This is a genomic window from Marinobacter sp. bablab_jr003 (assembly GCF_016464245.1).
Taxonomy (GTDB): domain Bacteria; phylum Pseudomonadota; class Gammaproteobacteria; order Pseudomonadales; family Oleiphilaceae; genus Marinobacter; species Marinobacter vinifirmus.
The window spans coordinates 168,564-181,193 of record NZ_JADARC010000119.1; the positions used below are offsets into that span (position 1 = coordinate 168,564).

At 60.7% G+C, this 12,630-nt stretch carries 12 protein-coding genes; 6 read left to right on the forward strand and 6 right to left on the reverse strand.

The window, feature by feature from the left end; translation table 11 throughout:
• Positions 1-2: 2 nt before the first annotated feature.
• Positions 3-1,271, forward strand: a complete 1,269-nt coding sequence (gene ectB / locus H3Z84_RS13025; protein ID WP_023011981.1) for a diaminobutyrate--2-oxoglutarate transaminase — start codon at positions 3-5, stop codon at positions 1,269-1,271.
• Between the two features lie 50 nt (positions 1,272-1,321).
• Positions 1,322-2,773 (forward strand): aspartate kinase, encoded by a 1,452-nt coding sequence (locus H3Z84_RS13030; RefSeq protein WP_199457737.1) that lies wholly within the window; start codon positions 1,322-1,324, stop codon positions 2,771-2,773.
• A gap of 153 nt (positions 2,774-2,926) precedes the next feature.
• Here H3Z84_RS13030 and H3Z84_RS13035 read toward each other — a convergent pair whose 3' ends face one another.
• The 4 genes from H3Z84_RS13035 to pdxH all read right to left on the reverse strand — a co-directional run bounded on the left by H3Z84_RS13035 (position 2,927) and on the right by pdxH (position 5,443).
• Positions 2,927-3,382: a DUF3429 domain-containing protein gene (locus H3Z84_RS13035; protein WP_199457738.1), complete on the reverse strand. Its 456-nt coding sequence runs from the start codon at positions 3,380-3,382 to the stop codon at positions 2,927-2,929.
• Positions 3,383-3,480: 98 nt separating this feature from the next.
• A complete protein-coding gene (locus H3Z84_RS13040; RefSeq protein WP_199457739.1) occupies positions 3,481-4,065 on the reverse strand; it encodes a DNA-3-methyladenine glycosylase I in 585 nt (194 codons plus the stop codon).
• A 12-nt stretch (positions 4,066-4,077) separates the two neighbouring features.
• A complete protein-coding gene (locus H3Z84_RS13045) occupies positions 4,078-4,839 on the reverse strand; it encodes a 4'-phosphopantetheinyl transferase family protein (RefSeq protein ID WP_199457740.1) in 762 nt (253 codons plus the stop codon).
• Positions 4,808-5,443 (reverse strand): pyridoxamine 5'-phosphate oxidase, encoded by a 636-nt coding sequence (pdxH, locus tag H3Z84_RS13050; protein WP_094624383.1) that lies wholly within the window; start codon positions 5,441-5,443, stop codon positions 4,808-4,810. Before pdxH ends, H3Z84_RS13045 begins: the two co-directional genes overlap by 32 nt.
• A 155-nt stretch (positions 5,444-5,598) precedes the next feature.
• On the opposite strand from pdxH, the gene H3Z84_RS13055 reads away from it, so the two are divergent.
• Together H3Z84_RS13055 and yfbR are read left to right on the forward strand one after the other, a co-directional pair.
• On the forward strand, positions 5,599-8,424 hold the full coding sequence (locus H3Z84_RS13055; RefSeq protein ID WP_323127000.1) for a DUF748 domain-containing protein: 2,826 nt from the start codon (positions 5,599-5,601) through the stop codon (positions 8,422-8,424).
• 24 nt (positions 8,425-8,448) lie between these two features.
• Positions 8,449-9,054, forward strand: coding sequence for a 5'-deoxynucleotidase (yfbR, locus tag H3Z84_RS13060; RefSeq protein WP_094624385.1), 606 nt, complete (start codon positions 8,449-8,451; stop codon positions 9,052-9,054).
• Between the two features lie 98 nt (positions 9,055-9,152).
• Here the strand turns inward: yfbR and H3Z84_RS17100 are convergent, their stop codons facing one another.
• Entirely contained in the window at positions 9,153-9,569 is a 417-nt protein-coding gene (locus tag H3Z84_RS17100; protein WP_228285849.1) for a hypothetical protein, read from the reverse strand.
• A 150-nt stretch (positions 9,570-9,719) separates the two neighbouring features.
• Between H3Z84_RS17100 and H3Z84_RS13070 the strand changes: the two genes are divergently transcribed.
• A complete protein-coding gene (locus tag H3Z84_RS13070) occupies positions 9,720-10,535 on the forward strand; it encodes an SDR family NAD(P)-dependent oxidoreductase (RefSeq protein ID WP_058342263.1) in 816 nt (271 codons plus the stop codon).
• A gap of 85 nt (positions 10,536-10,620) precedes the next feature.
• Positions 10,621-11,397, forward strand: a complete 777-nt coding sequence (locus tag H3Z84_RS13075) for a class II glutamine amidotransferase (RefSeq protein WP_199457742.1) — start codon at positions 10,621-10,623, stop codon at positions 11,395-11,397.
• Between the two features lie 194 nt (positions 11,398-11,591).
• Here H3Z84_RS13075 and H3Z84_RS13080 read toward each other — a convergent pair whose 3' ends face one another.
• On the reverse strand, positions 11,592-12,485 hold the full coding sequence (locus H3Z84_RS13080; protein WP_199457743.1) for a metal-dependent hydrolase: 894 nt from the start codon (positions 12,483-12,485) through the stop codon (positions 11,592-11,594).
• Between the last annotated feature and the right edge of the window lie 145 nt (positions 12,486-12,630).

Sequence of the window (12,630 nt, forward strand, 5' to 3'; positions counted from 1 at the left end):
CAATGGAAATTTTTAAGTCTACTGAATCCGAAGTTCGTGTTTATTCCCGTGCCTTTCCGGTGATTTTCAACCGTGCCAAGAACGCGCACCTGTACACCGAAGACGGCAAACAGTACCTGGACTTCCTGGCCGGTGCCGGTTCCCTGAACTACGGCCACAACAACGATGTCCTGAAGAAAGCACTGCTCGAGTACATCGAGGCAGACGGTGTGAGCCAGGGCCTGGACCTGTTCACCACCGCCAAGCACGACTTCATGGAATCGTACAAGAAGTACATCCTTGATCCCCGTGGCCTGAACTACAAGATGCAGTTCACCGGCCCCACCGGTACCAACTGTGTGGAAGCGGCCATGAAGCTGGCCCGGAAGGTGAAAGGCCGTACCAACATCATTTCTTTCACTAACGGTTTCCACGGCGTAACGGCCGGTGCCGTTGCCGCCACTGGTAACGAACATCACCGTGGTGGTGTAGGCGTGCCCCTGGGCCACGTGGACTTCATGTTCTACGACGGCTACCTGGGTGAAGACGTAGACACCCTGGACATCATGGACAAGGTGCTGTCTGACAGCTCCTCCGGTGTTGAAAAGCCGGCGGCGGCTATCGTTGAGGCCGTTCAGGGTGAAGGCGGTCTGAATGCGGCCCGCGCTGAATGGCTGAAAGGCTTGTCCGAGCTGTGCAAGAAGCACGACATCCTGCTGATTGTGGATGACATCCAGGCGGGTAACGGCCGGACCGGCGAGTTCTTCAGCTTTGAATTCGCTGGCATCAAGCCGGACATCGTGACGGTATCCAAGTCCCTGAGTGGCTATGGCCTGCCGATGGCGCTGGTGCTGTTCAAGCCGGAGCTGGACGTATGGGAATCCGGTGAGCACAACGGTACTTTCCGTGGTAACAACATGGCGTTCGTAACGGCCCGCGCTGCGGTAGAAACCTACTGGAAAGACGATGCCTTCGCCAACGAAGTGAAGGCCAAGACCAAGGTGCTGGGCGATGCCCTGCAGGCGATCTGCGACAAGTACCCGGGTGAGTTCTCGATGAAAGGCCGTGGCCTGATGCGTGGTATCGAAGCCAAGCATGCAGACGTGACCGGTCCGATCACCAAGCGCTGCTTCGAGAAGGGCCTGATCATCGAGACCAGTGGCCCGAACGATGAAGTGATCAAGTGCCTGATGCCGCTGACCACCAGCGAAGATGACCTGCGTCTGGGCGCGAAACTGCTGGCCGAGTCTGTTGACGAGATCATGCAGGAAGGTGTGAACGAGGCGTCGTAAGACGCCCGTTTCCCCCACCTTTCCAAAACGCAGATTACGAAGGCAAGGATATGACTACGGCACAGCACACCGTCGAGAAAATTGGCGGTACATCAATGAGTAATTACGAGGCCGTGCGCGACAATATCATTATTGGCAAGCGCAAGAAGAGCGACCTCTACCAGCGGATTTTCGTGGTTTCAGCCTATGGCGGCGTAACCAACGAACTGCTGGAACACAAGAAAACCGGCGAGCCGGGCGTTTACGCCCTGTTTGCCGATGCCGAATCGGACTGGGCCTGGGGTGACGACCTCACCAAGCTGATCCAGTTGCTGACCGACATCAACGGCGAGCTGTTCAGAGACCCGATGCTCAAGCAGCAGGCCGACCAGTTCATCACTGACCGTATTGAAGGTGTTCGCGGCTGCCTGATCGACCTGCAGCGCCTGTGTTCCTACGGCCAGTTCCAGCTTGAAGAGCACCTGCTGACTGTCCGGGAAATGCTGGCGGGTATCGGCGAAGCGCACAGTGCGTTCAACACCACCCTGAAGCTGCAGCAGGAGGGCATTAATGCCCGCTTTGTCGACCTGACCGGCTGGCGCGATGCCGAGCTGCTGCCGCTGGATGAAAAGCTGAAGCAGGCGTTCGACAGCATCGACCTGAGCCGCGAGCTGCCGATTGTGACCGGCTACGCCCAGTGCAAGGAAGGTCTGATGCGCACCTTCGATCGTGGCTACAGCGAGATGACGTTCAGCCGGGTGGCTGTGATGACCAACGCCCGCGAAGCCATCATCCACAAGGAATATCACCTGAGCTCCGCCGACCCGAAAGTGGTGGGTGAAGACAAGGTAGTTCCCCTGGGTCGTACCAACTACGACGTGGCGGACCAGCTGGCCAACCTGGGTATGGAAGCCATCCACCCCCGGGCCGGTAAGGGCCTGCGCCAGAACGAGATTCCGCTGCGGGTGATGAACACCTTCGAGCCGGAGCATACCGGCACCCTGATTACCGGTGATTACATCAGCGAGAAACCGCAGGTGGAAATCATTGCCGGCGCCAAGGGTGTGTTTGCCATCGAAGTGTTCGACCAGGACATGCAGGGCGAGCCCGGCTCGGATCGCAAGATCCTGGACGTGCTGACCCGCTTCAAGGTGCGCTTCATGTCGAAGGACACCAACGCCAACACCATCACTCACTATGTGGGCACCACGCTCAAGCATGTGAAGCGAGTGGTCAAGGCGCTGGAAGAAGAGTTTCCGAATGCCGAAGTCAGCACCCGCAAGGTGGCCCTGGTGTCAGCCTGTGGCAGCGACATGAAGGTGCCCGGCATCCTGGCCCGCTCTGTGAAGGCGCTGGCAGACAAGGAAATCAGCGTGCTGGCCATTCACCAGTGCATGCGCCAGGTGGATATCCAGTTCGTGATTGACGAAGACCATTACAACGAGGCGATTGTGGCCCTGCACGGGGCGCTCATCGAGCCCCACAACCACGAATACGCTATCGTGGCGGCAACCACCGCCTGAAGAATTGCCCGCAAGCGGAACCGGTCGCTTCGCTTGCGGGTGATGGAGGACGTCTTGCCTCCTGATCGGGCGCCCGGTCGGCCGTCTCGCCTCTGGCGAGTTATTATGGCCGGGCGTTGCCGATCACCTTTCCTTCCCCCGTTTTCTTTCCCTTCAGCCGCCGTGCAACAGCCAGAACCAGGCGCCGACCGTCAGTTGGCAGAGCAATACCACCACCGTCAGCAGCAGTCGCAATTTCAGGTACCAGGCCGGCCAGTACTGGCGCATCCAGCGCGCATCCACCAAATACAGTAAGGCGAAGGCCACGGTGTAGAGCAGGATTTTCTGGGGTGTGTGCAACAACAGTCCCAGCCCCGCGCCCACAAAGAAGACCTGGCTTAACAACATGGTTACAAGTGGCGATTGCGGGTAGGAGCGGTTCTCCAGCTGCAACGCCATGGTCCAGTAAATGCCTCCCATAAAGGCAAGTATCCCGGCGCTGTAAAGATAGAACCAACCGAGAATAGCGACACTGTTGGCGGGCAGGGCAAACAGGCCGACAACCCCTGCGATAAACGGAACCAGGCCGGCAATGCCGACCAGAATGGCAAGGCGGGCAACGGCGATCACGACCGCTGCCTCGGTTTCAGTTCATTGAGAATTATTCGCACGGTATAGCTCCCTGAATTGCGATACAGGGAGATTTACGCTTGCCATGCCCGTCGGGATCATCGGGCCAGTTCGAGACATTCCCGATGGGCCGGGCAGGTGACCAGGTGATCGTTCACCATACCGGTAGCCTGCATAAAGGCGTACACGATGGTTGGGCCGACAAAGTTGAAACCGGCTTTTTTCAGGGCCCGGGACATGGCCTCGGATTCTGCGGTGGTGGCCGGTACCTGTTCGATGGTTTGCCAGTGGTTTTGCCGGGGTTGGTGCTCCACGAACTGCCAGAGAAAATCGGCAAAGCCGATGCCTTGCTCCTTCAGCGCCAGATAGCTGCGGGCATTGCGGATAATGGACTGCACTTTCAGGCGGTTGCGGATAATACCGGGGTTCTCCAGCAGCCGGGCCTGGTCCCGCTCGGTGAAGCGCACGATCTGTTCCGGATCAAAGCCGGCGAAGGCGGCGCGGTAGCTTTCCTGCTTGCGCAGAATGGTGATCCAGCTCAGGCCGGCCTGTTGGCCGTCCAGGCACAGCTTTTCGAACAGCGCCTGGTCATCATATTCCGGGCGACCCCAGACGGTGTCGTGGTAGTGCACATAGAGCGGGTCGGTTCCGCACCAGGGACAGCGTTCGCGGGTTGTGCTCATTGGGCCTCCGGGTCAGCGCCTGGCGCGGATTATGCGTTGGAACAGGGGTTCCCAACTGGTGTCTGTTGGCCGCGCCGGGGTCAGTGCAAAGTCGTCCGCCGGCGGCTCCAGCAGGGTGATGTCCGACCACAGCGTGCGGTTGCCATCGGTGGACGCCTGGTGCACCAGAGTAATCACAAAGCCTTCGGCATAGAAACAGCTGGCCTGCCAGAGGCCATCAGGCTGGTCGCCGTAGAGTTCGAAGTTCTTGCGTACTTCCAGGGTTTGCAGGTTGCCGGCAATGCCCCGCCCTGTGGCTTTCAGCCAGGCTTCCTTGAGAGTCCAGACCTGCAGGAAAGAAAAAGGATCATCGGCCCGGAACAGCCACTCCTGCTCCACCGGCGAAAACCAGCGCCTGGCCACGCCGGTCCAGTCCGGCTTGCGCTGGCCCGGTTCAATATCAATGCCCAGTGGCCGGCCAGCCGTGGCCACGGCCGCCAGCTCCCGGCTGTGGCTGAGGCTGAGGCACCAGTGCGGGGGAGAAACGGTCGCCACCGGGCGTCCGTCCACGGGCTGGCAGTGCTCGGGAGCCGTGCCGCTGGCCTGGCTGATACCCTGCCGCATCAGCCAGCGGCTGGCCAGGAATTCCCGCCTTCGGACACCCTCTAGCCGGGCCATGGTGTCGGCCTCAAAACGGGTCATCCACTCCGGCGGTGCGGGCAGGTCCCGCTGGATCTGGTGACACAGCCAGATCTGGGGCCGGTCAGGGCTGCAGGCGTTGGATGGTCCAGCCATCACCCTCTCTCACGTATTCGAAGCGATCGTGCAGCCGGCTTGGCCGCCCCTGCCAGAATTCAATCCGCTCCGGAACCACCCGGTAACCGCCCCAGAAACTGGGCAGGGGAATCTCGCCGGAGCTGAACTTGCGTTTCATCTCCGCCACTTTCTGTTCCAGCAGGCCCCGGGAAGTAATTGCCTTGCTCTGCTCCGATACCCAGGCGCCAATCTGGCTGCCCCGTGGCCGGGAGGCGAAGTATTTCAGGGATTCCGACTTGCTGACCTTTTCCACCGGCCCCTGAACACGTACCTGACGGTTCAGGCCGATCCAGGGAAACAGCAGCGCTGCCTTGGGGTTCTGCTCCAGTTCCAGCGCCTTGCGGCTGCCGTAATTGGTGTAGAACACAAAGCCCCGGTTATCGAAGTATTTTAGCAGCACGGTGCGCAGGTCCGGCATCTGGTCGGTACCGGCGGTGGCCAGCGACATGGCGTTGGGCTCAAGAATGCCTGCGGTGCGGGCATCTTCAAACCAGGCCTGGAACTGCAAAACCGGGTCGTCGCTCAGGTGTTCGCGATCCAGCCCTTCACTTTCAAAATCCCGACGCATATCGCCGATGTCCATACTGCTCTCTCCGTTGGGTTGCACAGGGAGTGTTACGTCTTGCGAGGATATCGGGTTCAGTGCCGGCTGTCAGGTCTGGCTGACAAAGACTGGCGCCCGGCGGTATGCTTGAAGGAGTATCCGGAATTTCAGTGCTGTTTCAGAGGGAGTGGTCTGTGGCCGAGCAAAAGGCAGAACGTCATCTGGCGCGAAATAGTGCCATCGTGCTGGCGGTATTGGTGGGGTTGTACGCACTGGCGGGGTTCCTGTTGCTGCCCTGGTGGCTGGAAAAAGCCCTGCCCGAACAGCTGGAACAGCGTATGGGCTGGCAGGCGCAGGTGGAAAGCATTCGGGTTAATCCGTTTGCCCTGAGCATGGAAGCCGAAGGCTTTGCCGCCCGTGACCAGGCAGACGAACCGGTCACGGCCTTTGAAAAACTGCGTGTGGATGTGAGTTTCCTCCAGCTGGTGCGGGGCATTATCGGCTTCGAGGAAATCCGCCTGACCGAACCGGATATCCGCCTGGATCTGCTGGAAGACTACTCGGTGAACTACGCCCGGGACTGGCAAAACGCCAACCCGCCTGCCAGCGAACCTGAGCCGGTTCAGGAGCCGTCGGAGCCGTCGGAACCACCCAGGCTGTTTTTCCGGCAGATCGCCATTGAAGGTGGCCAGCTGCTGTTCCGGGATTTCTCCCAGCCGGAAGCGGCCGAATTCCTCATCGAACCGCTGGATCTTGCCCTGAACGACCTGGCCACCTGGCAGAGGGAAGAGTCTGACAGCCAGTACTCTGTCACCGCCGCCATCGGGGACCAGCACATCGACTGGCAGGGCGACCTGAGCGTAACGCCGCTGTATTCCGAAGGCCGGTTGCGTATTGCCGATGTTCGCCACGACACCCTGGCCCACTTCCTGGCCCCCTATTTGCCCTGGCAACTGCGGGATGGCGCCGTCACCGTGGAATCCCGCTACCAGCTGGCCGGTGGTGACCAGTTTGAACTGATTACCTCCGGTGGCAAGCTGTCGATCCGTGACCTGGCCCTGGCCCTGAACGAAGGTGACGAAGAGCCGGCGCTCACAGCCCGGGCCCTGACCGTGAATGACATTGGCTTTGACCTCACCGCCCGGGAAGCTTCTGTGGGCATGGTGACCATCGAAGCACCGTTCGTGGCCGCCAGCCGTGATGCCGAAGGTATGGTCGACTGGGTAACCTCGCTGCCGGCCGGTGAGCAAGCGGCGGAGGCCGCCGGGGAAGAACCCGCAAGCTCCGCTCCGGCTTTCCGCTGGTCTGTTGAGGGCGTGGAACTGACCGAAGGTGGCGTCCGGTGGCGTGACCGGGTTCCGGAAACCCCGGCGGAACTGGCCCTGACTGACCTGGCGGTCACTCTGGGCGGGCTGTCCCAGCAGATGGATGAGCCTGTGCCCTACAGCCTGTCGGCGGGACTGGCCAGCGGTGGCAGCCTGCGGGCAGACGGCCAGGTGACACCCGCACCGTTCAATTTTGAAGGGGCCCTGGCCGGCACAGACATCGCGCTGGCTGCGGTAGAACCCTATCTGCAGCTGGGCGCTAACCTGGCGATAAACGAAGGCCGCTTGGGCTTTGACGGCAACCTGGACCTGGACAGCCAGGATGACCCCATGACCGGTACCTTCAGCGGCACCGCACAAATTGCCGACCTGGACCTGCGGCTGGCAGACCAGGACGGGCAACTGGTGTCCTGGCAGTTGCTGCGACTGGCGCCGGTGGAATTCAACGTCAACCCGGCCCGGCTGGAAATCGGCACAGTAACCCTGGCACAACCGGCCTTTAACCTGGTGTGGGATACCGGCGGTGCCCATAACGTGGAGCGCATTGTCAAAACCGGCGCCGATGCCGGCACGGAACAAGCCGACGCGGCGCAAGATGACAGCGCAGCCGAACGATCCGGCGAGCCAGACTTTATCTTCCGCATTGGCGAGCTGCTGGTGGAGGAAGGCTCCGTAGCCTATACCGACCGCACCATGGAGCCGGTGTTTAACACCACCTTCGATACCCTGAGCGGCAGCGTAACCGGCATCAGCAACGTGCCACCCCAGCAGGGCTCGGTGAACTTGCAGGGCCGGCTGGCGGGCGTGGCGCCGGTCACCTTCAAAGGCACCCTGGGCGCCCTGGGTACGGAAGACCCCAGTGAGCTGCAACTGAATATGGACGACCTGGCCCTGCCGGTGCTGTCCCCCTACTTCGGCCGCTTTCTGGGTTACGGCGTGGACAGCGGCAAACTGAAACTGGACCTGGACTACGAATTCACCGGAACCCGGCTGAAAGCTTCGAACCAGGTGGTGCTGGACCGAATGGAACTGGGCCAGGCGGTGGCCAGTGAAGAGGCCGTCAATGCGCCGATAAAGCTCGGGCTCGCCCTGCTGACCGATCGCCAGGGCGTGATTGACGTAGACCTGCCCATCGAGGGTGATCTGTCTGACCCGCAATTCAGTGTGGGCCAGATTGTCATGCGGGCCTTTGTGAACCTCTTGGTGAAAGCGGCGGCCTCGCCGTTCAGCATGCTCGGCTCCCTGGCGGACCTGGCCGGTTTCAGCAGCGAAGAGCTGGGGCAGGTGAGCTTTGTGCCGGGCAGTGTGCAGCTGGCCGGTGGCGAAGCGGAAAAGCTGTCTGCCCTGGCAGGCGCCCTCAATGACCGGCCGGACCTGCTGCTGAATATCCGTGGCGCCGTAGCCGCTGAAGCCGATGGCCTGGCACTGCTCAAGGCCGAGCGTGAAGCCCGGGGTGAACCGGTAACCGGTGAAGCCTGGGAGCAGGCCCAGCAGGCTTATCGCAATGGTGAACTGTCGTTGCCACCGGAGACACTGGGCAAACTGGCCACAGACCGGGGGGTGGCGGTGCGCCGCCTGCTGCAGGACACCCATGGTGTGCCCTCTGACCAGCTGTTCACCCTGGAGCCGTCCCGGCAGGCGGCCGTGGATGATCAGGGCCAGGTGACCGTACCGTTCAACCTGGATGTACGCTGAACAACCACCGGATCAGGAAGGCTTATGGCCAGTCTAAAGGCACGTGCTGCCAGTCATTTCTTTGCTTATGTGTCGCGCCTGCGCTGGATCAAGCGCTGGGGCCTGATGCGCAATGCCATCGAAGAAAACGTGGCCACCCATTCCTGGGAAGTGGCCACCATCGCCCACGCCCTGGCGTTGATCCGCAACCGGCACTTTGACGGGGCGGTGAATGCCGACCGCATCGCCGCTGCCGCGCTGTACCACGATGCTACCGAGGTAATTACCGGTGATATGCCGACCCCGGTGAAGTACCACTCGAAAGTGATGCGGGAAGCCTTCGGGGATATTGAACACAAGGCCGAAGCGGAACTGCTGGCACTGCTACCCGATGACTTGCGGGAGGATTTCGCTCCCTACGTGCGGGAGTCGCAGCTGGGCCAGGTGGAGAAAGAGCTGATCAAGGCAGCAGACCGGCTGTCAGCCCTGCTGAAATGCCGGGCCGAGATCCAGACCGGCAACAAGGAATTCGAGCCGGCGGCTGAGCAGATACTCCATGGCCTGCAACAGCAGGCCCTGCCGGAAGTGCTGTACTTTCTGGAGGTGTTTGCACCCAGTTACGAGCGCCCGCTGGACCATTTGCTGGGCTAGCGAGTGCCGTAACCGGGTTTATGGCTTAGCTGTTGCCGGCTGAGGCCACCATGCCACCACGCAGGCCGTCCCGGCTCAGAGCGTCCCGAACGGCATCTTCAGGACTGCCGGCCAGCTCCCGGAACATGCCCATGGAGCCCAGTAGGGCGGAGGATTCGTAAGGTACGAAGATTCGAAGCGGCATCTTCCATTTCCGCCTGGATGGCATTGTTGACCTCACTGCGGGATTCGAACAGCTTGTCCAGCTCCATCACGCCGGTGCCTGTAGTGCCATAGGCGACCCCTTTGGGGGAGAACCTGGGGCGTATCCAGAGAATGGCCACCGGAACCAGAATGCCGGACAGAACCCCCATCGCTACCAGTTGCCATTCAAACGGTGCGCCGAGAGACGCCACCAGTGCGGTCAGTGCGGCCGCCACGCCGAGGGCGAGCAACAGCAGTACGCCGGAGGTGAGTTCGGCCAGGCTGAGGGCCAGGGCCAGAATCAGCCAGAAGTGGGTAAGACTCCATTCCATAGTCAGTTTTATCCCGTCGTCGAATCAAGTGGCCGGAGCGCCCGTTTCTGGGGGCGTGTGATGCCATTTTGCATGGCGGCCCAGCTGTTACAGTACCGGAGTATTAAAGTACCTGCATCAGTAGCAAAAACAAGACAGAGGGTCGTAATCATGAAGGATCTCAAGAACAAAGTGGCTGTGGTAACCGGAGCCGGTTCCGGAATCGGCCGGGCCCTTGCCAGTGTGTTGGCCGCCAAAGGCTGCCGGCTGGCGCTGTCTGACGTTAACGAAGCCGGGCTGGCGGAAACCGTGGCCGCCTGCGGTGGTGCCGACGTGCGTTCGTACCTTCTCGATGTCTCTGACCGCGAAGCCATCTACGCCCACGCCGAACAGGTACGGGCGGACTTCGGCAAGGTTAACCTGGTCATCAACAACGCCGGTGTGGCGCTGTCGGCCTCCGTTCGCGAGATGACCGACGAAGACTTCAAATGGGTGATGGATATCGACTTCTGGGGCGTGGCCCACGGTACCCGCGCCTTCCTGCCCCACCTGATCGAATCCGGTGAGGGCCATGTGGTGAACGTCTCCAGCGTATTTGGCCTGATCGGCGTGCCCAAGCAGAGCGCCTACAACGCGGCCAAGTTTGCCGTTCGGGGCTTCACCGAATCCCTGCGCCAGGAAATGAAACTGGAAAACCAGCCGGTGCAGGTCAGTTGTGTGCACCCCGGCGGAATCCGCACCAACATCGCCAACTCCGCCCGCATGGGTAAATCCGAAAACGGCGAAGCCCAGCGCAAAGGCTTCGACAAGATTGCCATGACCACCCCGGACAAGGCTGCCGAAATCATCGTCAAAGGCATCCTGAAAAACGAATCCCGCATCCTGGTGGGCCCGGATGCCTGGGGCATCGATGCCATCAACCGCCTGCTCGGCTCCGCCTACCAGCCACTGGTCGAACGCTTCTCCCGCAAGAACCTGTACATCTGACCTGACAAGCCCCCGGCAGCACTGGAGCTGCCGTCAAATTGCGGTATCCTTGGCTGAATCACCATCAGCCAAGGATCGCTTTGCCATGTGCGAACTGCTGGCCATGAGCGCCAACACCCCCACCGACCTGTGCTTCAGCTTCACCGGCCTGACCCGCCGCGGCGGCGACACCGGCCCCCACAAAGATGGCTGGGGCGTGGCCTTCTACGAAGGCAAGGGCGTGCGTAGCTTCCACGACGCCGACGCCAGCGCCAACTCCCGCATCGCCGAAGTGGTCCAGACCCACCCCATCAAAAGCGAAGTCGCCATCTGCCACATCCGCCAGGCCAACGTCGGCGAAATCTGCCTGGCCAACACCCACCCGTTTATCCGTGAACTCTGGGGCAGATACTGGGTCTTCGCCCACAACGGCCAACTCACCGGCTTCCGCCCCGAACCCGGCTTCTACGAGCCGGTCGGCGACACCGACAGCGAAGCCCTGTTCTGCGACATCCTCAACCACCTGCGCAGCGACTGCAGCCGCGACACCCCGCTGGAAGACGTCGTCACCAGACTCGTCGACCTGTCCCGGACCTACGCCAGCGAAGGCGTCTTCAACCTGCTGCTCAGCAACGGCGACTGGCTGTTCACCTACTGCACCACCAAAATGGCCAGCATCACCCGCCGGGCCCCGTTCGGCCCGGCCCGGCTGAAAGACGCCGACGTCACCGTCGATTTCGAATCCGAAACCACCCCCAACGACATCGTCAGCGTGATCGTGACAGAACCCCTGACCACCGATGAAAAATGGGATGTCTACCAGCCCGGCGAATGGAGGCTGTGGAAGAAGGGAGAAGTCGTGATGTCAGGCAAAAAAGAATAAACGGGCTCCAAAGAGCCCAGAGAACGCAGAACAGTCAGTCGGAGACAGTTCGTCAGTCAGATCAAGCAGGTGAGCGGGTGGGGATGCCTTTCTGCAGGAAAAAAGATGTCTGAGCGAAGCGAGTTGTTTTTTCCGGAGGAAAGGCATCCCCACCCGATCGCCCGCGTAACTCCAAACATACCCAAAACCAGAGCTTACTGAAGAGTCCGCCGATTCCCACTCTTATACTGCGGCGCAATATACTGCTGAATCTGCGCCTTAAACCGCCCGATCAGCTCGCTATTGTCCTTATCCCAGGGATGGAAATCCGGCTTGAAATACTCCGCCCAGGCCGGAATCAGGCTAGAGAAAGCGCCGTCCTTGCCCCACATGCGCCACATGCCCTTGGCTGCCCCCTTCACCGAAAAGTTCTTGCGATCCTTCATCACCATCCGCCCGGTAAACCAGGTCGCCACCACGCCCAATGCAGCCGTCGCGAACAACTGGTAGAAAGCCCGCTCGGCATAGGTGCCGCCCACCTGCTGGAACACATCATAGGCCACCGCCTTGTGCTCGGTTTCCTCAATGGCATGCCATACCCACAACGGCCGCATGGACTCGTGCATATCCTCACGCACATCGTCCCGCTCCAGCAGCATATCCGCCATCATCGCCGTGATATGCTCCAGGGCACAGGTCACCGCCAGCTGATGCCGCTTGGGCAACTTGCGGGCCAGGTCCAGAATCACCTTCAGATCCTTTTCCATCTCCTCCACCGGCATGCCCTGATCGCGAACATGCTGGTTCATGGCAATATGCTCCAGGGAATGCATGGCCTCCTGGCCAATAAAGCCCCGAACCTCCGCCTTCAGCTTCGAATCGTTGATCTGATCGCGGAACGCCCGCACAGAATCTACAAAAAACTGCTCGCCTTCCGGAAACAGCACAGAAAGTGCGTTCATGGTGTGGCTGATCAGATAGTTATTGTCCAGCCAGTAGCGGGGCACCTTCTCATCGAACTCGAAGCCCATGCGCTGGGGCTTGATGGCGACGTTGTCCGGGGTATGTGAGGCCTTGGCCTGGCCGTTGGCGTGTGCGGTGGTCAGCATGTTGTTACTCCTGTGCGTTTGAACGCTTTGGCTGATGTCATGGCTCCAGTGTGGGCCAGTCAACCAACAAGCTGAATGCGCAAACGGGCCGGCCATCGTTCACAATGGGCCACCGGAGCCCCGCATTGACCGGTATGACGGCAAA